We start from the raw sequence: 21222 nt of genomic DNA on the forward strand, positions 1-21222 counted from the left end.
GTCATCCCCACTGATTATTTGCTCGCAAATATCGAGATAAAAAGGAGCGTAATGAACATGGCACATACTACTACATCTATGGAAATTTTCGGTTCACCTGAACAAGTATGGCAATTAATCGGAGGTTTCAACTCCCTTCCAGACTGGTTACCTTATATACCTAGCAGTAAATTAACTGAAGGCGGTCGTGTACGTCATCTAGCTAATCCAGATGGCGATACAATTATAGAACGCTTAGAAGTATTCAATGATAAAGAACGCTACTACACGTATTCAATCATGAATGCACCATTCCCAGTCACTAATTATCTATCTACAATCCAGGTGAAAGAAGGTACTGAAAGTAACACATCGTTAGTAGAGTGGTCTGGTACATTCACTCCTGTTGAGGTTAGTGATGAAGAGGCAATAAATCTGTTTCATGGTATTTACAGCGATGGACTGAAAGCATTACAGCAAGCATTTCTAGATTAATTCATGTAATAAATTGAGACGAAAAAGTAAATTAACAGTCAAATATTCGATTTTTTTAGTTAAATTCATTATGAAAGATAAACAAATACAAATTTCATGCCTGCTTGTTATTGACAAGAAATAAAAAATACTACCTCCAAATGGAAGGTAGTATTTTTTTATTAATCAGGAAAAACAATTAATCCCTCTTCTTTTTCCTCCTGTTTTAAATCTTCTACTGGGAAGGTTACAGTTGAATTTTTATCACCTGTTCTTTTTGTTTCTTCACCTGGAAATACGAAAGTTGAATTTTCTTTTCCTTCATTTTTTTCTACGTTATCTGGAAATACCATAGGATCATTGGTAGTCAAATCACTATGAAATCCAAGGTTAGACAAAATTGCTTTTAAATCTGGTAAAACCCCTATTTTATCAGATGATGGGTTATTAGACTTTGTGCCTGTATTAGGATTACTTAAAATTGCTCTCAATTCTTTTGGTGTATATGCCTTACCTAAATGTTCTTTAGCAATCCCTTGAATCGATACAGCAGCCCCAGCAATTATAGGCGAAGCGCTAGAAGTACCACGGAAATTAGAAGTATAACGATTAATTATGTTCTGATCTGTAACTTTTTGTCCTTTACTATTTTGATTTTGATATGTATCTAATGTATCAACATACTCTCCCCAACCATATACATCAATTCTACTACCATAGTTAGAGAAAGCTAAACGTTTATGAGGAACTCTTGCTGTAGATGCTCCAACTATAATAGCTCCTGAATCTTTAAAGTCTGGACTATTTCGATTTAAAATCTGCTTACCATTACGGTCTTTAAATTCATCTAAATCAATCCCACCATTACCAGCTGCTTCTACAATAATAATGCCTTTATCTGTACCTTTGCGAATTGCGTTAAATATACTCGGGTATACTTCTACTGGTAAAGGGTCATCTCCATATCCATCATATTTAAAGGATTCTTCTATTAATAAAACATCTCCAGCCTGTAAAGAATCTACGGCACTTAAAATAGCATCTCTTACATCGATTCTCCCATTATCTCGGATCACTGAAATTACTTTTGCCTTTGCTTTTGGTGCAATCCCAATATTCCCAATCCCATTGTCAGCTGCCGAAACAACACCTAGAACTGAAGTACCGTGAGAAAGATCATTACTCATTTTTCCAGACATAAATTCAATATTTTGACCGACTAAATCTTCATGATTTAGTAACCAGCCTTCTTCCAAATCTACAAAATTTGCTCCCTGGCCATTTCCTCCTTTAATTCCCCAAGCATAAGGAGCATTAATTCCTAAAGGTGCCTCTTCAAGATATCCCTGTCTTGAAAATCTAGGTTCATCATAAGGATTGACTGATAATACAGGCAATCTCGAGCCAGTTGTTGTGTTTATACTCTTATTAGAACGAACTTGTATTTTACTAGAATCGTCATTAGCAGCATATACTGTATTTGTTACAAATGTCGTACCTACCCCAGCAAAAGTTGTAATTGCAAGTGATGATATTAACATACCTTTAAATTTTTTCATTTTTCCACCTCTAGTTTTCTATTAGAAATAACATATTTAATAATGTGTATGAACTGAAAAGCATTTTATCTTATTATAAAAATTAATAGATTTTTATAGCTTTTTGATTTACATAAAAACTCCCTTCATTCTTGTAATTCAATGTGGACATTTCAAAATAATAAACTTACTGTAACTATTATAGTTACACCTCTATTAATTTTCAACTACGAAATATAAATTTTTAAAAATAAATTTATATTACTTTAAAACAGCACTAGCCTTTTACCCACATAAAGTGAAACTTTAATCAGGTTTTTTTTGTTCATCCCCCACTGATTATTAGCCCTCACCAATCGGGCATTTACGGGCAGTTAATGCGGGATAAAAATGCAAAATATCTGTCCAAATTACAGCAATCAATAAGTTTATGGACTACGAAAGAAATACGAAAAAGCAAAGCGATATCGCTTTGCTTTTTTTATAAAATCCCTTTTAACTTTTCACCAATTAACTTCGCTAGATACTCATAACCTTCTGGACCAAAGTGTAATCCATCTTTTTCATCATTTTCTACAAACCTTTTATAATTCAGTTCTTGAATCATTTCAGCATACAAATTTAGAAAATAGCTTCCTGTTTCTTTCGCCACTTTCTCCACCACGTCTGCATACTGACTAAGCACTCTATTTGTTCTATTATGCTGTCTTTCTTCATCAACTGGTGCAGGACTAATCAGTAGTACTTTATCTGATGAAACTTGGTTCACAATCTTCTCTAAGTTTTCTTTATATGCTTGTAATGACACTTGAGAAAAAGAAACTGCATCATTCGTACCAAGAAAAACTGTTACGAAATCTGGTTTATATAATATTACATCTTCTTCAATCCTATTTAACGCATCGAATGTATTATCACCTGGAACACCTGCATTCACTACTTTCCAGTTCGGAAACATCTCTTGCAAACGTGGTGTTAATCTCGGCATTCCATCATAAAACGTTTCATCAGCTGTAATACTATCTCCAAAACATACTAACTTTTTCATTAAGCTACTCTCCTTTTACGTATGAAACAACTTTCCTTCTATTGCTTTTATATATCTGTCAGCAGAACGTTCAACTGCCTCATTTGCATTTTCTTTTACTACTCGATGAAAAGCGTTGTATAAACGATTAAACTGTAACGGCTTCACTCGATTCACCATTTCTTCCACTTTTCTCGCTGGTAGTGGAATTAAGTTTGGATAGCTGTACATGAAGCTTACCCACCGCTCATCTGCTACAACTTGAATAATATCACCTGTTAACAAAATTCCTTTTCCGTCATTACCTTCTTCCCAATGTAAGACAGATCCACCTTTAAAATGTCCCCCTAAACGATGAATGACTAATCCATCAGCTAATTGTAAAGACTCACCAGACCAATAAATAATACGACTACTCGGACGCATCACCCACTCTTTATCATCTTCATGTATATAAATTGGTACATCAAATGTCTCTGCCCATTCTACTTGCGTTGAATAATAATGAGGATGAGACAATGCAACCGCATCTAATCCGCCAAGCTCTTTTATTTTCGTAATTGTCGTTTCATCTAAATACGTAATACAGTCCCACAGTAAACGATATGACTCTGTTTTCACTACAAATGCCGTTTGACCGATCGCAAATCCTGGTTTTGTCGTAATACTATAAAGTCCATTTTCCTCTTTAATTATTTCATTTTTATATGTATCATCTGTTTGCAAATTTTCTAAAGTCGTCCAAGACTGCCCTTTCGGATTCACATACTGCCTTTCTTCATCACAAATATGACAACTCACTGGTTCTTCTACACTCGCTGCATACTGCACGCCACACGTTGTACAAACGAAATTTTTCATCATAATTTCCCCTATCCCTAAATTTTTATTAAGCTGCTTTTTTATGTTCAATTAATAAACTTATAAAAGTAAGTAAATAGACAAATGTAACCGATAATGGAATTACAGTAAATCCTTTTTCGCTTCTACAACATTCATCTCACCATCTCCCCTAAAAATATTTGTACTATAAAGTCACCTCAACCTCACCCATCCAATAACGCCAAGCTGCTAAATAATCTTCTAAATCTTTCGGGTGGTGCCGTAAACATGTATCTATACGCAAATATAATCCTATGACTATCTCTTCATATAAATCACGGTCATTTTTATGAAATACACATTGTTTCATCGCATAACCAATCGTTTCTTTTGTTAAATCTTCCGGAGTTGAACAGAACGCATAAATTAAATCATATATAGAATCTCCTAACACTGGTAAAGGATCAATTACACCGTGCAGTTTATTCTCTTGAAATATAAAATTATGAAATCCAAGATCACCATGCAATAAAAATGGCTGATTTATTCCAGTCCCCCTACTTGGACTATTTGCTAACTTAAAAACCGTTCTATACGCTTCCTCACTTATGTAACGTCTTACATTTTCATGAGCTTCCATCACATTTGTCGTTAAAAATTCATTCCAAGATTGAACTAGGTTTTCTTTCCATCCCCAGCCATCAATCTCTGTAGCTACTTCATACTTATTGATAACTTCCTTTACAAGTTTACAAAGAACGCTCCGTTTATGGCCTAGTTTGCAAAAAGTTGTGCCCTCAAGGAATGAGTAAACAATATAGCGATTTAAAGGTTCCTTATAAAAAAGCTTTGGAAATAATTCATCCTTTTTATAAAACTGAAGAAAATAAGCTTCTTCACGTATGACATCCGATTCATTCAACTTTACAACGTATTGTTCATCTAACAAATATATAGTACTTGTTGTTCCCCCGTTTAACACTTTTACACTATTTGGATAATGTGAAATCACTTTCTCCTTAACTAGTTGTGCAGTGATTATTGAAATATCCATTCTCTCACCCTTTAACTCCGAATATTCCCTTAATTCAAAAGACAACTTTACTATTATTTGACAAACATAAGGGAATTCCTCCTAAAAATCTTAATATAACAAAAGATAATTTTATCTCATTGCAACTGCGTCTTTCAATATTCCATCATATAGTTCATTCCATTGATGGTAATGCGATGTAATTTCTTCACTCCAAATGTTCTTCATTTAATCTAGTAATTTCTATTGAATTATCTCTTTCTTTTAACTTATGAGCCAAACTTTCTACACCAAACACTTCTGTAAACGTATGACTGCCTACAATTAAATTAATCCCTTTAAATTTCGCATGTTGCACTGTATATAATGTTTTTTCACCTGTTATGTACGTGTCACACCCTTTTTCTAATGCACGTTCAATCAAATTTGTATTGTTTCCTGCACCGGTTAAAATCGCAATCCGTTTTACTGGTTTATCGTGATTTCTCCAGCTCTTCACTTTCTCTTCCATTCTTTCTTCAAGTTTTCCAACTAAGTTTGAAAAAGGAATCGCTTCTTTATATTCTCCTATTCCCGGTAGTTCTTCTTCCTCATACGTGGAATATTCCAGTATTGTATCTATCCCAATTCCGTTAAATAACGATGTACATGTGCCAAACTTTACAAAATCTAACGGCAAATGAACCCAAAAATGATTCATTTCATATTGCTTCAATTTCTCAATACAAGCCTCTTCCATACCAAATAAAAAACTCCACGGCGCATGATGTGTAACTATCATATCGACTCCATTTCTATACGCTTCTTCAATAGTTTCTAACGTTAAATTTGTTGTGTAACCGATTTTGTGAAATTCATCTTTACTTATATGAGTAAAACCATATTCATCATCGCCGTATTTATGAAGATGCTCTCCAAATAGTGATGTTATATGTTCGTTAAACTGCTTTATATTCATTTTATTTCTCCTTTCATTTACTTTTATATTTCAAAAATAAGGAAATACTAAATAAAAACGTTACATACATATAGGAGGACACCATGAAACCTGAATTTTTAAAAGCTGTACATGATGCCATTGGAAACGTCGAACATATTCATATAGAAGAAAGCGGTGCTGACAGCTTACTTATCCATCATGATGATGCACAGCAATTACAACAAGTTGCTGTGGCGTTAGAAAATAATAATTTCCGCTCCGCTTTAAGAACAACTGGAAATGCTTCGTATATTGAAGTATTGAACAGATAGTGAACGTCCGGATGTATGCCGGGCTTTCTTTTTTTATATTGAAACTTCAAACTCTTTCACATACACCGCTGTTCCAGCAATATCTATTTGTAACTTTTCGTTTTCTATCCCTTTCGTTACATAAACAGTTACACGGCCATCTTTATTTATTTCCTGTCCTTGCTCAACGATTAAACCCAATTCATGTTCAAAATCTTTCTCTAAATACTCCGCATAATACGCTCCCATTACACCTGAAGCTGTTCCTGTCACTGGATCTTCAATCGTCCCAGCATAAGCTGACGAGAAATGACGGCCATGCATTTGTGCTAGTTCATCATAAGTTTCTAGACAAATTGGGTGAATAGAAGCATTAGGTATTTCTTTTAATACCGATGGAAATGCAGCATTATTAGGTTTCATTCTCTCACACGCATCTAGATTTTTAATCGGCACAATTACAGTCCAGTTTCCTGTACTTCCATATACTATCGGTAAACTTACATCTAAATCATTTACTTCTAAACCGATACTATGAGCTAATTCTTCTTTTGAACCTGCAAAATCTTTAAACTGAGGTGCTGTCTGCCTCATTTTAATAAAGGTTTCTCCATTTTCATTTACACCTATTTGTATCGGTAAAATCCCTGCCTTCGTTTCAATCGTAAGGTTACTTTTCTCTTCTAATAAACCTTTTTCGCGCAAGGCATATATCGTCCCTACTGTCCCATGACCACATAAATCCATTTCAAAACCAGGTGTAAAATAGCGCATTCTTATATCTCCTACTTCTGAGGAAAGAACAAAAGTTGTTTCGTTATATCCAACTTTTTCAGCAATAATTTGCATTTCCTCTTCCGTTAATCCATCTGCTTCTAATACAATACCTGCTGGATTTCCCTTATTTGGTTTATTCGTAAATGCGTCGTAATGAAATACGTTTATAGTCTTCATTTTCTTTCCCCTTATTTGTCCATTTCTTTATTTTTATAATCAATAAGAAAATTGATCTAACCAACTTTCATAATCATCATTTTGGAACGGACGGATCATCAGTCTCTCTGTCTCTACCTGTAATAGCGGTAGCTTCATTTATATCTCTTCCCTCAATTATTTTTTGAATATTCTTTATTACCTTACACAAAATACAAAATCTAGTAAATCATTATGTTTTTGATACATAAAAACCCAGTCATGCCTTATACATAACTGGGTTCTCCATCGTTTTATAATTTTCTATTTCACAAGAACCGCATCTCGTAATTCCCTCTTCAACACTTTTCCTAAAGCGTTTTTCGGTAACTCGTCTATGAATACTACTTCTGGTATTTTATAACTTGCTAACTTCTCCTTACAATACTGAATAATACTTTCTTCTGTTAATGTTGTTTCACCATCCTTCACAATGTAAGCTCTTGGAACCTCTCCCCAAAAGTCATCTGGAACTCCAACTACTGCAACTTCTAAAACACCATGTATTTCATGAATAACATCTTCTACTTGATCTGGATATACGTTGTCACCACCGCGTATAATAACGTCTTTATATCTTCCCATAATATGCAGGAATCCATCATCATCTATCATGCCAGCATCGCCCATGTTAAACCAGTTATCTTTTACTACCTTCTTTGTCGCCTTTTCATTATTCCAATACCCTTTAAACATGTATGGACTTTTCACATGAATCTCTCCAACTTCATTTGTTGTTAGTTCATGTCCTGTTTCCGGATGAACAATTTTCACCTCTACATTTTTCAAGGTTTTTCCTACAGAAGACATCTTTTCTTTTCCCATCATTGGATGCCATGAGGTTACAACCCAACCTTCTGTACTACCATAACCTTGCACCATATAGATTCCTTTTTCCATATATTTTTGAATGAGTGTTTCTGGCACTTTTGTACCACCGCTTTGTGCTACTTTAAAGGTTGAAATATTACGTTCTTTTTTATTTAATTCATCAAGCATGTAACTATAAACAGCAGGGAACGCAAGCATCGTAGTAATTTTCTCTTCTTCAATCTTATCCCAAATAATAGCAGGATTCGAATCAGCTAAGAAAATCATCGTAACGCCATGATAAATACAATTTAAAATAGAAAGCACGCCACTCATATGGAACAATGGATGCACAGATAAAAAGCGTTCACCTGCTGGGATTTCTCTTTGTCCCGCAATTTCAGCAAAATAGTGATGTAAGTTTTTATGTCCAATTACACATGCTTTCGCCTGTCCAGTCGTTCCTGAAGTAAATAAGTAAATGGCGTCGTCTTCTTCATGAACTTCTACGTTCGGTTCTGTCGTTGGCTGTTTTTGCAGCTCTAATTCAAATGAACCAAAACCTTCTTTTGTCGTTTGAATTACATAAGGAATTTCTTTAACAGCATCAACATTTAATAACACTTCACTAAATTCTTCATCAATAACTAACACTTTTAATTTCGCTTCTTTTACAATTGTTTCTAATTCATATACAGTAAGCTGATGATTTAGCGGAATAAATACCGCTCCAATTTTTAAACTTGCCATCATAACGCTTGGAAATGGGTGATTATTTTTGCATAGTATTCCTATACGATCTCCTCTTTGCACACCATTATGTAACAAATAATGTGCAAGCTGATTTACTCGTTCATTATATTGCTGAAACGAATATCTTTTCTTCCCTCCTACAAGCGCTTCCAAATTTGGTGACTGCATTGCTCTCTTTTGTAATAATTGTCGCATCGTTCTCAAGTAAAACTCCCCTTTATATATGTTAGGTTTTTTATTTTACCAGATTAACTATTAATTTACTAAAGATTATACTTAGTGAATATAAGAAGAATATAAAATAGCCATTTACTTCACAAGTAAATGGCTATTTTTCATTATATATTAGAATACTTCTTGTTCATTACATATTGCACATACTCAGGTGCACTTTTATCAATCTCTTCATCACTTAGTTTATATTCTGCACCATATAAATAAAAGGAAGGTATAAATTCCATACCTGTATATAGGCATGTAGCTTGGAATGGTTTCGTCAACTCATCCATTGTAATCCCACTATTTTCATAGTCTTTTTCTAATCCACCTATAGAAATAGCTACACCAAATTCTTTCCCCTTCACTTTATCTCCTTGTGATCCGTACGCAAATCCATATGTTAATACATCATCGAACCATTTTTTTAATAATGGTGGTGAGCTGTACCAGTAAAGCGGAAATTGAAATATATATCTGTCATGTTCTACTAATAACTTTTGCTCTTGTTCAATATTAAACTCCCAATTTGGTGCCACCTTATATAATTCATGCACCGTAATTTCATCTGAATGTTTCTCAAGTTCTTCTATCCATCTTTTATTAATTTTTGATTTTTCAATATGAGGGTGTGCTACAATTACAAGTGTTCTCATCATTTTCCAGCCCCTTTATAAATTAATCAATCCTTTACGTATTAGTATGAATGAGTTACATATAATTGAAAAGTACGTACTTTCAGGTACTATAGGAACCTTGAAGTACCTTTGGAGGTGTTATATGAATCAAAATGATGATTGCCCAATTGCAACAACACTCGATGTAATCGGTGGAAAATGGAAAGTTCATATTTTATGTATTTTGTCGGATGGGAAAATGCGAACAAATGAAATTAAACGAGAAATCCCAAACATTACACAAAAGGTTCTTACACAACAACTTCGGCAACTTGAAGCTGATGGGATTATCTATCGTACCGTATATCAAGAAGTACCACCAAAGGTTGAGTACACCATAAGTGAATACGGAAAATCTTTAATGCAAATAATGAATGATCTGTTTGAATGGGGAAAAGATCATCAAATTAAAAGATTACATGACTAAAAAAGCACTATATACTTTGTTTAATCCTCTACGTTCATATTTTTTATTTCTATAAAGTTTATTTTCATCATTTTTTAGCTAACTTGTTTTCTTAGATTGATGGACGTGACCCCACATCCATCAATCTAAAAAGATACAATTAGAAAAATGAGATTTCTATAAAGTTTCGCATATAAACACTACTTCCGCCTCATTAAGCGCTCGCTCTACTTTTTCTAATCTCAATTGTACGTAAGCTATAAAGAAGCACCCCTAAACCGAGAATTTTTTCATTATTAGACGCATTAGAACCTAAGGTAATAGTAGGTACATTTAAACCCATAAACCTTTCACTCCATTCTATAGGCATATAAAAAGATACTCCTTAAAAATAAAAAACGCTATTCTCTCTGTAAAATCATAGAAAAGAATAGCGTTTTTTATTTTGAAATAGAAGTCATTATTTAAACTAAACATGCTAATATTGATTTTGTGCGATTGTCAGTTACCTCATAATAAATTTCTAATCCTTTCCGAGTACCTGTAACCATTTTAGCAGCTTTTAGTTTAGATAAATGTTGACTAATTGTACTTTGAGGCATTTGTAAATCCCCATACATTGTTGTTACATTAGTAGGACCTTTTGCAAGCATTATTTTTACTAAAGATAGACGAACTGGATGCGCCAATACCTTTAACACCTCAGCGATTTCTTGAAACATTTCTTTTTTTTCTTTCATCTTATTTCTCCCCTTTTATATACATATTTATGTTATCCATATATATAATTCGAAGGTATATGCGTTTTTGTGTCCGTCATTTTAAAAAAATATAAAAAAACTTTAATCCGAAACTAAAGGATTAGCTTAACATACTGTCTCACTATTCATAATGAATAGGAATCTCGTTATAGAAGCAGCAGTTTTTATGCTACAACTCTACATTCAACTAACTAAAACTAATGAAAAAAAGAGCAGATAGTCCGCTCTTTTATGATGCCTCCTTATGTTCCGTGGAATGTTTAACACTCCCCAGTCTCTTTAGTTTATTCCACCCTACCGCTACTCCTCGAAGCGATGAGAATATAGATTTAATGACAACATAAGTCATAAATTGACGATAAATAAAACGTTGTAAAATTAACCATACTAATGGTTTCGGATTTTCTTCCTCTAATTTAAATGCGAACAGAGAAGCGAAAAGATCCATTAAAAAGAATACAAAATAAAATCCTAAAACTTTTAGCGGATTACTACTAAATAGTCCTATAATCATTAATATATCTGCAAAAGGAGCAATGAATTGCAGAACATATTGGAATAACCACATGTTAGGCAGTGCAATAAACCCTAACGTTTTATGTTTTGAATTACACAACGCTTTTCGATGTTTCCAAAGACATTGAAGTGTACCATATGACCAACGATATCGCTGTTTAATGAGACTTTTCACATCCTCAGGTGATTCCGTAAAAGCATGCGCTTTTTCTTCATATACAATTCTATGCCCTTGACGTAAAAATGTAATAGTAAGATCGGTATCTTCTGCTAATGTATCTTCGCTTAAATATCCAGATTCAACTACATTCTTCTTGCGCCACGCCCCAATAGCTCCTGGAACTACTGTAATACAATTTAACTCATCAAAAGCTCTACGTTCTAAATTAAACCCTGTAATATACTCAACATGTTGCCAAGTAGTTAACAAATTCCGTCTATTCCCCACTTTGACATTACCTGAAACTGCAGCTACATTCTGATCTTCAAAGTGTCTAACCATTAAAGAAATAGCGTCTTGCGCAATAATAGTATCCGCATCTAAAGTGACAATGATTTCTCCTCGCGATTGTTGAAACCCTAGGTTCATTGCCGATGATTTCCCGCCATTTCCTTTCTGAATGAAACGAACTTTAGGGTGTTTATAAAATGTTTCTTTCATTACTTTTGACGTACCATCTGTCGATCCGTCATCCACAACAATAACTTCAAATTCTCTATAATTACTATTCAAAATTGAGTGAATCGTCTTGGCTATCACCTTTTCTTCATTATATGCCGCTATGACAACACTAACAAAAGGTTGATAAGACGAATTAATATAGCGAGATAACGTTTTTCTTTTCTGCTTCCATGCAAAATAAATTAAGAATAAAAATCGAAAAATCCCTAATCCAATAGCAATATAAAAAATAGTAGTTAATATATGTTTAAAGTATCCCGCTCCTGAAAAGACAGCTTTATTGTAAAGTAAATATTGCTTCCCCTCAGAAGAAACAGGAGGCATAATTTCATCTCGTTCTTTATTCATTAAATCTGAAATTGTTACAAAACTATATCCATGCTTTTTTAGGTCTTTAATAATGATTGGGAGCGCCTCTACTGTATGTGTACGATTCCCTCCCGCATCATGGAGAAGAATAATATTTCCCTCTCCCTTATAAATGGGATTAAGAGCACGCTTTACTAATTCATTTGTTGATGGTGTTGCCCAGTCTTCGGGATCAACTTTTTCCGCTACCATTGTATAGTTCATATTTTGTGCACGTAAAATAGGCAATATTTCATTTGATGAATCCGGGTTAGCATCCGCTTCATATGGCGGTCTAAATAAAACCGTAGAATGTCCAGTTACTTCCTGAATTAAACGTTGCGTCGTATTAAGTTCTACTTTCGTTCGTAGTAAAGACGTATCAGCTATGTTAGGATGCTTGAAAGTATGATTGCCAATTTCATGCCCTTCATCGTATATTCTTTTTACAATACTAGTATTTAGTTGTGCGTTTTCACCAAGTACAAAAAAAGCAGCTTTTATTTGATTCTCTTTTAATATATCTAAAATTTCTGGCGTATATTTCGGGTCTGGTCCATCATCAAATGTTAATACTACTTGTTTCCCATTTGGTTTTCCATATCGTTGCACTTCATATGCAGATGGTAAGGATTGATATACTTCATCTGTAAGGTAACCATCTCTGCCTACTTTAAAATCTCTCAATCCATTTTTTCTTTCATTCTCAATCTGTAAAATTTCACCTTGTCCAGAATAATTTACTTCATCTAAACTATTGATTTTATGTAATACATTAGGATTTTTTTGTACCTCAATCGGATTTTTTAAAACTTTCCATATTGTAGGATCTTCTGCTCCTAATCTCCATAGCGCAAATCCATTTGCATTATTGTCCATTGCGATTTTCACTTGATTATAGAGAGTAACGCCATCTAAGAACCAAGCAGTATGTTCTTTCTCTCCTGTTTTATATCTAAAATAAGGGTTCCCACTAATCTTATCCCATTGAATTTTCATATTTGAATCATGAGCCATTGCCATAACTTCTGAGAAAGTTAAAGATTTCGCAGCTTCTTTACTATTTACTTCCCAATCATACCCATAGTTACCGAAAGCAACTATAAGTTTATTAGACGGAATATTCAGTTCTTTCAATGTATGTTGGAACCACTTATTTGAAGCAATTGGTCCTGGTTCCCCGGCTCCATAGTGCTCATCGTACATCATTACAATCATTCGATCTATTATTTTTGCTAACGCACTATAATCAAAAGCCTTATCATTAGCTGGAACATCTTGTGTAACGAGCAAATCATGTTGATGAAATTCCGTAGTAAGTTCTTTCATAAAATTTGTTAAGTTTTCTCTATCACTTTCAGGTACGGCCTCAAAGTCAATATTAATTCCTGAAAAATGATTCTTTTTAACTTGGCTTACTAAATCATTAATAAACTTTGTCTTTACATCATTTGAGGAATTCAGTAACTTATGAATTAGCCCACTATCAGGACCAGAAGCTTCCTCAGTATAATTAGTAAGCAAAGGCATAATCTTCACTTGATTTTTTTCTGCCAACTTTACTATCTCAGGTTTGATTTCACTTCTAATCGTTAAATCTGCTTTTAAATGATACCACTCTGGTACTAACGTAGTTAAGGAATCGATATTTTCTTTTAAAGAAGCGGTACTATTTTCATCCCAGTTTACATAAAAACCATACACTTCTTTAGGTTGTTTACTATCCTTCGGCGGATTCACCAAATTTTCATTATCCTTCGTTCCGGTATTTGGGTTAAATTCTTCCTTCTTTAACTGCTGATCACTAAGTTTTTGATTAATTGGTACAAGTTTAGTATCTTGTTGTACAGCGGTATTCATATTTGGAATTTCTGGTGTTGAAAAAATACTTTGAAAGAAAAAATAAAATACAACACCTACACTAACTATTGAGATACATAGAAACGAAATAAAGGCTATGTTTCTCCTTCCTTTCGGATCATAAAAAACAGGTTTTTCTTTATCTTTCTCTTGTTGAATGTTTTTCTCCATTATATTTTTCACATACTCCTTCTTAATAGAACTATAAAATAATAAAGTGCAACTTTAATCAGCCCTCACCAATTGGGCATTTACAAGCAGCCCAACTCCCACCTAACTTCTTTGCTCCAGCCAAATTTTGAGATGGGAGTTTTACTGCCCACAATAGCGAGAGAAATCCTTTTAGCTTTGAAATGAATCTCTCACTTCCATATTCTATTGATTCTTCTTTTCATTCCCTTGCTGGTGGCCTCTATTTTCTTGTTGAGCCCCCCTACCGTTGTTCCCTTGCTCGTTTCCGTCATTTTCTTTCTGGGATCCTCTTCCATTGTTCCCTTGCTGATTCCCGTTATTTCCTTGTTGAGGATCTCTTCCATTGTTCCCTTGCCCATTTCCATTATTCCCTTGTTGAGACCCTCTTCCGTTGTTCCCTTGCTCGTTCCCATTATTTCCTTGTTGAGAACCTCTTCCGTTGTTCCCTTGCCCATTTCCATTATTCCCTTGTTGTGATCCTCTTCCGTTGTTCCCTTGCCCATTTCCATTATTTCCTTGTTGTGATTCTCTTCCGTTGTTCCCTTGCTGATTCCCATTATTTCCTTGTTGAGATTCTCTACTGTTATTCTCCTGTTGATTCCCTCTATTTTCTTGCTGAGATCCTCTTCCATTGTTTTCTTTTATTTGCTTCGATGGCTGTCCCTCTGTTTTCTTTTGTTCTTTCTGCTCTTGCTTTTCATATTTTTTTTCTTTTACAGGAGATAAATCCATTGATGCATCAGGAGATGACTCCGGCTGTGATTGCACCTCTTCTTCATTTCCCACCGGATTAGGCGGCGTGGCAGGAGGAGTAAGCGATTTGTTTTTCTCATTCTCTTGCTTTATATAGACACCTGTGCCAATTCCAGCTTTTCTAGCATTCTCTCGTACTTGCATCGTGCTACTTTGATATTCAACTGTAATATGTTTTAACTCATATTCTTTCTTCAATTCTTTCATTGCCTTTTCTAACTGTGGTTCTAGCGCCTTGTCCTTTGCAACTGCTGTTAGCATAACTTGCTTATCATTCGTTAAATACTTATCCTCTTGACTTTGCTTTATAATAGTACGTATTACTTCTTGTAATTGTTTATTTTCCCATTGCTTCAATTCTTTTAAAATACGCCTTCCATCATCATTACAAGCCTGTAAATCTATAACACGAAAATCCTTCGTTACGCTCACCTCTAAACTTGGATTTATATCAACTGAGACGTAAGCAAATACTTTTTCTTCTGGTTGGTTGTAGAAAAACAGCACTGCAAATAGAAAACAAGCAACAAGTATTGATGCAGGTTTTAGAAAGGAAGGGATCGAAAAATGCGATGCTTTTTGTTCTTGCTCATCAAATGAGATTTCCTCCCCGATCATGCAAGAATCCCCTTTTCTTTTACACGTAATAAACTCTCCATTTGGTGTTAAAACAACTACGCTATGCTTTTTTATATCCATCACAATTCCTTTATTCATCATGCTTTTCCCCTCTTATGTAATCCAGAATATATGTATAGTTGTTTGCAAAAATAATACACATTGCAATAATGTATTTTCTATGTCGTTCCAACGTTTTACGACTTACCCTAACACGCGGTTCAATATGTTTAAGCGGTAACTTTTTCTTTCGGAACAGCTCTTCCATCATTTCCTCTTCTTTTATAATAATTTTTACAATTTCTATTAAGTGCTCACGCGTATCACGATGCTTAGGAGATTCTTTAGCAAGCTCTGAGAATGTGATTTTAAACTCAGCTAGCACACTTTGAAAATGAAGAATTTCCTCCTTACGGTTACTATTTTCCATCTCTTTCATATACTCTGTAAGCGACACTTGCATTTCTAACATTTCCTCTTGCTCATCTTCTTTTAAAAAGACAAAGTTATGTTTAGACTCCTTACGTATATAGTCAATTACATCTCTTTTTATAAGAAGATCAGCAAACGCTAAAAAGGATTTTCCTTTTGTATAGGAATACTGTTCAATTGCTTCGTTAAACGCAAACAATCCAATGCTATATTCATCATCCTGTTCTGTAATATACCGGCGGCAGACAGATGAGATTGATTTTCTAATAAAAGGCTGATACTGTACGATAAACGCTTCTTTATCTTCTTCGTTGTTTTGTATGTTACATACGATATCTTCTATTTTCGGTTTTCTTAAGATCTTCATTACTAAACTCAACACTTGTAATCTCCCAGCCTCCTTCAAATAGCAAAATGGCCACTACAAAAGTGACCATTTAACCAGATTTTCTTGGTACTTTTCTTCGGTCTTGTTTTCTTGCTGTTAGTTATATTTTTTGAGTCTAACTTTTTCCAACGTTTTCTTAATGATTTTCCTTTTCTCTCGGCACTACAGTTAAGTTTGTATTTTTATCTACTTTCTTATTTTCTACCGTTCGTTTTGCTTATTCTGTTTCTATTTTATCTGCAATCCTTGAATAACTCTCCTCTATACCATTGGTAATTTCATCCTTTTATTTTGGATGCCCACCTAATCTAGTAATTTTATTAATGCTTCTATATTCTTTCATAGTCATTTTTCTTCTATTTATTTTCTTCACTATACATATTCGGAGGAATACATAGTTTTATGGGGGTCAAAAAATATTTTTATAAAAAAATACATATTTATTTCAAAAATAAAAACCACCAATTTGAAAAAGGATAATCAAATTGGTGGTTTTCTTATAATATCTATTAAATTAAGTTGGATTCTCATTATATCTAAAAAAGTACTAGCTATCCTCTTCTGATTTTCTCCATTTTTATCTTTCTTGGTTATCATAATATGTCTTATCTGCGTATTTTCTATCATTTCCTTTTAGATAAGCTAAAATTACTTTTGGATTTTTAAGTAAAGTCCAGTCTCCATATGTATCAAATCTTCTGCATGAAGTTATCATTCCATTTTTAATAGTACCGAATTTCTTATTATTTTTCTTTCCCCACTCTTTTAAACGTTTAGCGAAATCTGCATCTTCTGCCATAAGCATGTTTTCATTAAATCCGTTGATTGCCATAAAGTCTTTTCTATAGCACCAAAAAATCCCTACAGATATAGCTCCGTACTTAAAAAGTAAGGGGATTATGATTAACATTGCGGAGAGAAATATTCCTAAAGATATTCTTTCAAACTTACCATTCACCCCACCACCAATGTATGTACCTGAAGCTAAATATTTATCTACATTAAACAACATAGACTCTGTCATTATGGTATCAGCGTCTATAGTAACGATTATTTCTCCACTAGCTATTTTAGCCCCTGCATTTCGAATTTTAGATAAGTTTTTATCGTTATTTTTCAATGTAACACAATTATAAGATTTTGCTATTTCCTCTGTTTTATCTGTACAACGATTTAAAACAACTATAACTTCCGTTTGCTCTTTATATGCCTCTGATGCCTTTGCAATTGAATCTAAACATTTTCTAATGTACTTTTCTTCATTATGCGCAGGAATTATAATAGAAAACTTCACATCTTTTTTCAAATTAACTCCTGAAGATTCGTTTGTCTCAGTCATAATATTCCCCCCTTATTTTATAAGGTAAATATCTACTATACATAAATTATATTAATATTTATTAGGTTATATTATAGAAACTGACGGTAAAGAGGCTCTTACTGTCGACGTTCAAAAGCAAGACGTACAGCAAGCCCCGTTAAAACACTTGCCATAAGCCAACGCTGTACTCGTAGCCACGTCGGGCGTGTGCCAAACCATTTTGCAATTTTACTTGCTGTACATACAATTACAAGGTTAACCATAAAGCTAACAGTGATTTGCGTAAGCCCCAAAACTGCACCTTGAAAAAGCAACGATCCCTTCTCTGGATCTTCAAATTGAGGTAGAAGTGATACATACAAAATAGCAATCTTTGGATTCAGAAGATTCGTCATGAGTCCCCTCAGAAATAATTTCCTTGGTGGCTCATTAGAAATCATACGAGGTTCCATAATAGATGTAGCACCCGGTTTAATCGAATTCCAGGCGAGCCAGAGCAAGTAAGCAGCACCTGCCCACTTTACTGCTTCATATACAGCGGGAACAGCAACGAATAGAACTGTAAGTCCAAACATAGTTGCGATTATATAGATTACAAATCCGAGCATGATGCCCAATAAAGAAATAAATCCCGCCATACGTCCTTGCGTAATGGAACGGGAAATGAGGTAAATCATATTAGGCCCAGGTGAACAAACCATGCTAAGCGAAACAATTGCAAAAGCTACCAATGTACTCAAGCTGACCATAAACCTTCCCCCTTTATTTTACATAAAATTTCCTATTGTACATTTTATCATGATTGAGGAGAGAAAAGATTAATATAAAACGATGCAGCTAAGTAATATTATCGGATCGAATGTATTGTAATCACATACTTCTCATTCTCTTAAGTAAGGATCTAAGAGTACCCTATCCATAGAGCTACTAAAACCACTACAAATAAAGCAAAACAACATGTGATATTTCGAATCCACTTTTGTATATCACCAAAATACCTTTCTATATATAGCGTTGATAGTAAGCATAAGAAATAAAACAAAGAAAGGCAGCGAGGTATAGGTCCATTTTTATCTTCATGGCTGGAATTATACCCCTTACCAAACTTCTAAATGAAATGTATAGCTGAGTAGTTACCTTATTTTTCAAAAAAACATTCTGATTATTTCTTTTTCACTTCTTCTACAAATTCCCATGTCTCTCCGTTATCTTTTGATTGATAAAGTGCACTACTATCGCCATTGTAGTCTCCATCTGCCCCTTGTCCAACTAACATATGAAAAACCCCATCTTTCTCATATGGCATACTAGGTGAATCAAAAGGACTTATTGTGGACTGTGTATGATCTAATTTCACTTCATGCGGCGGATATTCTACCTTTTTAAAAGATACTCCCCCATCATCTGTGCGATATAACTCTCCTTCATTACCAGAAGGCCTAATTGCTCCTAAAAACCCAAGTTTATCATTTATAAAAGTGATTCCTGATACACTACCAATCCCCCCATTAAATGGGTCTGGATTGATAACCTCCCATGTTTTCCCTTCATCACTAGTCTTGCTTAATGAATAAAAGGCGCTCCCTAATGCTTTATCTGTCATATTTAGTTTATAACCAACTTCTTTCGATAGGAAAAACTGTTCTTTTTCATTCTTTAAATCTTGTTGTTTCTTCTCTTTAAGCATATCTTCTTTTGGAGGCGTCTTTGATTTACTCCAACTTGCGTCACTTATTAAATTATATCTAGCAGGGACTAGCTCTTGCTCTTTTCCAGGGACAAATATAGATACAGTATATCCAATGATATCAGAAGCTGCTTTTTTAAGACTCTGCCCCTTACCATCCTCAGTAATATTAATAATTCCCTCTGTATTGGATCCCCAATTTCTTTTTCCATAATAAATCAACCCATACTTACTTTCATTCCATTTTCTAACCGTTTGCTTAACTGGAATCGCCTTAACCGTTTCAATTAAAGGTTCTACTAATTTATCATCATTATAATCAGGCTTTGCGTATCCGTCTCGTATTATAGTAATATCTTCTGACTTCTTCTTATTATAAGAGATTAAATAAGTTTCTTCTTTCCCATCATCATTTTTCCCATAAACAAATGTATCAAACGCTGTGATTGTTCCATCTGAATGAAATGTAAGATCAAAATCAGTTGCCATATACAATTTCTTTGGCAAAGGATATTTTTTATTTATATCTTCAAAAATACCTTCTACTCCAGACTTATATATATTATTATGTTTAAGTTTAACTGACCTTTCATGTTTTAACTTTTCTATAAACCATGCCAATTTACCATTGTAATTTATTGCACTTTTATAAATCTGCATCCCATAAAATGATGTAATTGCAACAATAATGATAATAGAAATGGATCTCCATGCTATTGAATTTGTTAATTTTTTAGATTCATATTCTCTATTTTTTATCACCCGCATTGTAGTAAATGTAGTTATGGATATAAAAAGTACTATACATAATAACAAAATGTAAATATTATAATTCATTCTTCCGTACTTACAGTATAAGGCCAACTCATAACAAAAAATTCCGTATACAATTATTAGTATTGGATTTGTTACTAATGACAGAAGTATCCTTTTTGTATTTTCTCTAAATATAGAAACCACCCCTAATTACATGAATTACTGATATTAAGTATACTTTATTGTAAAGTAACAAAAAAGCTATTTAATCTTGCCGCAAAAAATACAATAGACATCTTTCTATTAAAGCCGTTTACAAATCTAGTTGTTTCATAGACAATGGATTTTTGAGTGAATACTAAAGTTGCTTCATTTATATGAATTACAAATCCAAGCATGATGCTTAATAAAAAAATAAATCCTGTCATACGCCCCTACGTAATGGAATGAGAAATAAGATAAATCAAAATAGGCTCACCATACTAAGTGAAACAAGCGCAAAAGCTAGCAAAGTACTCAGGCTGACCGTAAACCTTCCTTCTTTATCTTACATAAAATTTCCTATTGTACATTTTATCATGATTGAGGAGAGAAAAGATTAATATAAACCGATGCAGCTAAGTAATATTATCGGATCAAATGTAGTGTAATCACATATTTCTCATTCTCTTAAGTAAGGACTAAAAATAACCTATCCATAGAGCTACTAAAACCACTACGAATAAAGCAAAGCAACATGTAATATTTCGAATCCACTTTTGTATATCATCAAAATACTTTTCTATAAATGCAGTGTAAATAGAAAGCATAAGAAGTAGCACAATGAAAGTAAAAGATCCCAATTTATCGTTAAACTTTTCATTAGTAAATGTACTTACATGAAGGAATAGAAAAACAAACGTTACTATGAATAGCTCAAATAACCTTTTTTTATTCACCCCACCACCACCTTACAGCAATTACCTTTTATT

General features: G+C 33.7%; 20 protein-coding genes and 3 pseudogenes. 3 read left to right on the plus strand and 20 right to left on the minus strand.

The window, feature by feature from the left end; genetic code table 11:
* The first annotated feature begins 57 nt into the window (after positions 1-57).
* Positions 58-474 carry an SRPBCC family protein gene (locus V7S45_RS16635; protein ID WP_000951521.1) on the plus strand — a complete coding sequence of 139 codons (417 nt, stop codon included), beginning with the start codon at positions 58-60 and terminating at the stop codon, positions 472-474.
* 161 nt (positions 475-635) lie between these two features.
* Here V7S45_RS16635 and V7S45_RS16640 read toward each other — a convergent pair whose 3' ends face one another.
* The 5 genes from V7S45_RS16640 to V7S45_RS16660 form a co-directional block, all read right to left on the minus strand.
* Positions 636-2012, minus strand: coding sequence for a S8 family peptidase (locus V7S45_RS16640; RefSeq protein ID WP_342761428.1), 1377 nt, complete (start codon positions 2010-2012; stop codon positions 636-638).
* 460 nt (positions 2013-2472) lie between these two features.
* The gene (locus V7S45_RS16645) at positions 2473-3039 is read right to left on the minus strand and encodes an SGNH/GDSL hydrolase family protein (RefSeq protein WP_000737390.1); all 567 of its coding nucleotides are present in this window, start codon (positions 3037-3039) and stop codon (positions 2473-2475) included.
* A 15-nt stretch (positions 3040-3054) separates the two neighbouring features.
* The gene (locus V7S45_RS16650; RefSeq protein WP_002182907.1) at positions 3055-3882 is read right to left on the minus strand and encodes an MBL fold metallo-hydrolase; all 828 of its coding nucleotides are present in this window, start codon (positions 3880-3882) and stop codon (positions 3055-3057) included.
* Positions 3883-4045: 163 nt separating this feature from the next.
* Positions 4046-4894 carry an aminoglycoside phosphotransferase gene (locus V7S45_RS16655; RefSeq protein WP_002164480.1) on the minus strand — a complete coding sequence of 283 codons (849 nt, stop codon included), beginning with the start codon at positions 4892-4894 and terminating at the stop codon, positions 4046-4048.
* Positions 4895-5081: 187 nt separating this feature from the next.
* Positions 5082-5831, minus strand: coding sequence for a Nif3-like dinuclear metal center hexameric protein (locus V7S45_RS16660; RefSeq protein WP_001022442.1), 750 nt, complete (start codon positions 5829-5831; stop codon positions 5082-5084).
* An 83-nt stretch (positions 5832-5914) separates the two neighbouring features.
* Here V7S45_RS16660 and V7S45_RS16665 point away from each other — a divergent pair, with 83 nt between their 5' ends.
* Positions 5915-6124 (plus strand): hypothetical protein, encoded by a 210-nt coding sequence (locus tag V7S45_RS16665; protein WP_000801655.1) that lies wholly within the window; start codon positions 5915-5917, stop codon positions 6122-6124.
* A gap of 33 nt (positions 6125-6157) precedes the next feature.
* Here the strand turns inward: V7S45_RS16665 and V7S45_RS16670 are convergent, their stop codons facing one another.
* From V7S45_RS16670 to V7S45_RS16685, 4 genes and pseudogenes are all read right to left on the minus strand, one after another.
* Positions 6158-7057 (minus strand): PhzF family phenazine biosynthesis isomerase, encoded by a 900-nt coding sequence (locus V7S45_RS16670; RefSeq protein WP_000849323.1) that lies wholly within the window; start codon positions 7055-7057, stop codon positions 6158-6160.
* A 45-nt stretch (positions 7058-7102) separates the two neighbouring features.
* Positions 7103-7195 (minus strand): annotated as a pseudogene (locus tag V7S45_RS16675) (N-acetyltransferase); the annotation flags it as partial.
* Positions 7196-7339: 144 nt separating this feature from the next.
* A complete protein-coding gene (locus tag V7S45_RS16680) occupies positions 7340-8833 on the minus strand; it encodes a class I adenylate-forming enzyme family protein (protein ID WP_080016875.1) in 1494 nt (497 codons plus the stop codon).
* Between the two features lie 143 nt (positions 8834-8976).
* Positions 8977-9510: an NAD(P)H-dependent oxidoreductase gene (locus V7S45_RS16685; RefSeq protein WP_002164479.1), complete on the minus strand. Its 534-nt coding sequence runs from the start codon at positions 9508-9510 to the stop codon at positions 8977-8979.
* A gap of 124 nt (positions 9511-9634) precedes the next feature.
* Here V7S45_RS16685 and V7S45_RS16690 point away from each other — a divergent pair, with 124 nt between their 5' ends.
* Positions 9635-9958 carry a helix-turn-helix domain-containing protein gene (locus V7S45_RS16690; protein WP_001072958.1) on the plus strand — a complete coding sequence of 108 codons (324 nt, stop codon included), beginning with the start codon at positions 9635-9637 and terminating at the stop codon, positions 9956-9958.
* A 193-nt stretch (positions 9959-10151) separates the two neighbouring features.
* On the opposite strand, the gene V7S45_RS16695 is transcribed toward V7S45_RS16690, so the two are convergent.
* From V7S45_RS16695 to V7S45_RS16745, 11 genes and pseudogenes are all read right to left on the minus strand, one after another.
* The gene (locus tag V7S45_RS16695) at positions 10152-10307 is read right to left on the minus strand and encodes a hypothetical protein (protein WP_001121201.1); all 156 of its coding nucleotides are present in this window, start codon (positions 10305-10307) and stop codon (positions 10152-10154) included.
* Between the two features lie 94 nt (positions 10308-10401).
* Positions 10402-10677 carry a metalloregulator ArsR/SmtB family transcription factor gene (locus V7S45_RS16700; protein WP_000660066.1) on the minus strand — a complete coding sequence of 92 codons (276 nt, stop codon included), beginning with the start codon at positions 10675-10677 and terminating at the stop codon, positions 10402-10404.
* A 250-nt stretch (positions 10678-10927) separates the two neighbouring features.
* A complete protein-coding gene (locus V7S45_RS16705) occupies positions 10928-14275 on the minus strand; it encodes a glycosyltransferase (RefSeq protein ID WP_000414284.1) in 3348 nt (1115 codons plus the stop codon).
* Positions 14276-14479: 204 nt separating this feature from the next.
* The gene (locus tag V7S45_RS16710; RefSeq protein ID WP_025687558.1) at positions 14480-15769 is read right to left on the minus strand and encodes an anti-sigma factor domain-containing protein; all 1290 of its coding nucleotides are present in this window, start codon (positions 15767-15769) and stop codon (positions 14480-14482) included.
* Complete coding sequence (gene sigI / locus V7S45_RS16715) at positions 15759-16481, minus strand: RNA polymerase sigma factor SigI (RefSeq protein WP_002082432.1); 723 nt, start codon at positions 16479-16481, stop codon at positions 15759-15761. The genes V7S45_RS16710 and sigI overlap by 11 nt, the downstream gene beginning before the upstream one ends.
* Before the next feature lie 583 nt (positions 16482-17064).
* Positions 17065-17826 (minus strand): glycosyltransferase, encoded by a 762-nt coding sequence (locus tag V7S45_RS16720; protein ID WP_000141007.1) that lies wholly within the window; start codon positions 17824-17826, stop codon positions 17065-17067.
* Positions 17827-17924: 98 nt separating this feature from the next.
* A complete protein-coding gene (locus V7S45_RS16725; RefSeq protein ID WP_000254114.1) occupies positions 17925-18557 on the minus strand; it encodes a LysE family translocator in 633 nt (210 codons plus the stop codon).
* A gap of 152 nt (positions 18558-18709) precedes the next feature.
* A pseudogene (locus V7S45_RS16730) lies at positions 18710-18848 on the minus strand (DUF3963 domain-containing protein); the annotation flags it as partial.
* A 122-nt stretch (positions 18849-18970) separates the two neighbouring features.
* Positions 18971-20455 (minus strand): glycosyl hydrolase, encoded by a 1485-nt coding sequence (locus V7S45_RS16735; protein ID WP_074554922.1) that lies wholly within the window; start codon positions 20453-20455, stop codon positions 18971-18973.
* Between the two features lie 170 nt (positions 20456-20625).
* Positions 20626-20732, minus strand: a pseudogene (locus tag V7S45_RS16740) (LysE family translocator); the annotation flags it as partial.
* Positions 20733-20931: 199 nt separating this feature from the next.
* The gene (locus V7S45_RS16745) at positions 20932-21189 is read right to left on the minus strand and encodes a DUF3963 domain-containing protein (protein ID WP_001036208.1); all 258 of its coding nucleotides are present in this window, start codon (positions 21187-21189) and stop codon (positions 20932-20934) included.
* Between the last annotated feature and the right edge of the window lie 33 nt (positions 21190-21222).

The sequence above is a fragment of the Bacillus sp. BR3(2024) genome (assembly GCF_039134555.1).
Classification (GTDB): Bacteria; Bacillota; Bacilli; order Bacillales; family Bacillaceae_G; genus Bacillus_A; species Bacillus_A cereus.

What these genes read in the sequence shown, in the direction of transcription:
- V7S45_RS16690 (WP_001072958.1), top strand. Translation starts at nt 9,635, where the DNA reads ATGAATCAAAATGATGATTGCCCAATTGCAACAACACTCGATGTAATC.
- V7S45_RS16700 (WP_000660066.1), bottom strand. Translation starts at nt 10,677, where the DNA reads ATGAAAGAAAAAAAAGAAATGTTTCAAGAAATCGCTGAGGTGTTAAAG.
- V7S45_RS16720 (WP_000141007.1), bottom strand. Translation starts at nt 17,826, where the DNA reads ATGACTGAGACAAACGAATCTTCAGGAGTTAATTTGAAAAAAGATGTG.
- V7S45_RS16655 (WP_002164480.1), bottom strand. Translation starts at nt 4,894, where the DNA reads ATGGATATTTCAATAATCACTGCACAACTAGTTAAGGAGAAAGTGATT.
- V7S45_RS16650 (WP_002182907.1), bottom strand. Translation starts at nt 3,882, where the DNA reads ATGATGAAAAATTTCGTTTGTACAACGTGTGGCGTGCAGTATGCAGCG.
- V7S45_RS16640 (WP_342761428.1), bottom strand. Translation starts at nt 2,012, where the DNA reads ATGAAAAAATTTAAAGGTATGTTAATATCATCACTTGCAATTACAACT.
- V7S45_RS16660 (WP_001022442.1), bottom strand. Translation starts at nt 5,831, where the DNA reads ATGAATATAAAGCAGTTTAACGAACATATAACATCACTATTTGGAGAG.
- V7S45_RS16695 (WP_001121201.1), bottom strand. Translation starts at nt 10,307, where the DNA reads ATGCCTATAGAATGGAGTGAAAGGTTTATGGGTTTAAATGTACCTACT.
- V7S45_RS16645 (WP_000737390.1), bottom strand. Translation starts at nt 3,039, where the DNA reads ATGAAAAAGTTAGTATGTTTTGGAGATAGTATTACAGCTGATGAAACG.
- V7S45_RS16680 (WP_080016875.1), bottom strand. Translation starts at nt 8,833, where the DNA reads ATGCGACAATTATTACAAAAGAGAGCAATGCAGTCACCAAATTTGGAA.
- V7S45_RS16685 (WP_002164479.1), bottom strand. Translation starts at nt 9,510, where the DNA reads ATGAGAACACTTGTAATTGTAGCACACCCTCATATTGAAAAATCAAAA.
- V7S45_RS16670 (WP_000849323.1), bottom strand. Translation starts at nt 7,057, where the DNA reads ATGAAGACTATAAACGTATTTCATTACGACGCATTTACGAATAAACCA.
- V7S45_RS16635 (WP_000951521.1), top strand. Translation starts at nt 58, where the DNA reads ATGGCACATACTACTACATCTATGGAAATTTTCGGTTCACCTGAACAA.
- V7S45_RS16725 (WP_000254114.1), bottom strand. Translation starts at nt 18,557, where the DNA reads ATGGTCAGCTTGAGTACATTGGTAGCTTTTGCAATTGTTTCGCTTAGC.
- V7S45_RS16705 (WP_000414284.1), bottom strand. Translation starts at nt 14,275, where the DNA reads ATGGAGAAAAACATTCAACAAGAGAAAGATAAAGAAAAACCTGTTTTT.
- V7S45_RS16665 (WP_000801655.1), top strand. Translation starts at nt 5,915, where the DNA reads ATGAAACCTGAATTTTTAAAAGCTGTACATGATGCCATTGGAAACGTC.
- V7S45_RS16710 (WP_025687558.1), bottom strand. Translation starts at nt 15,769, where the DNA reads ATGATGAATAAAGGAATTGTGATGGATATAAAAAAGCATAGCGTAGTT.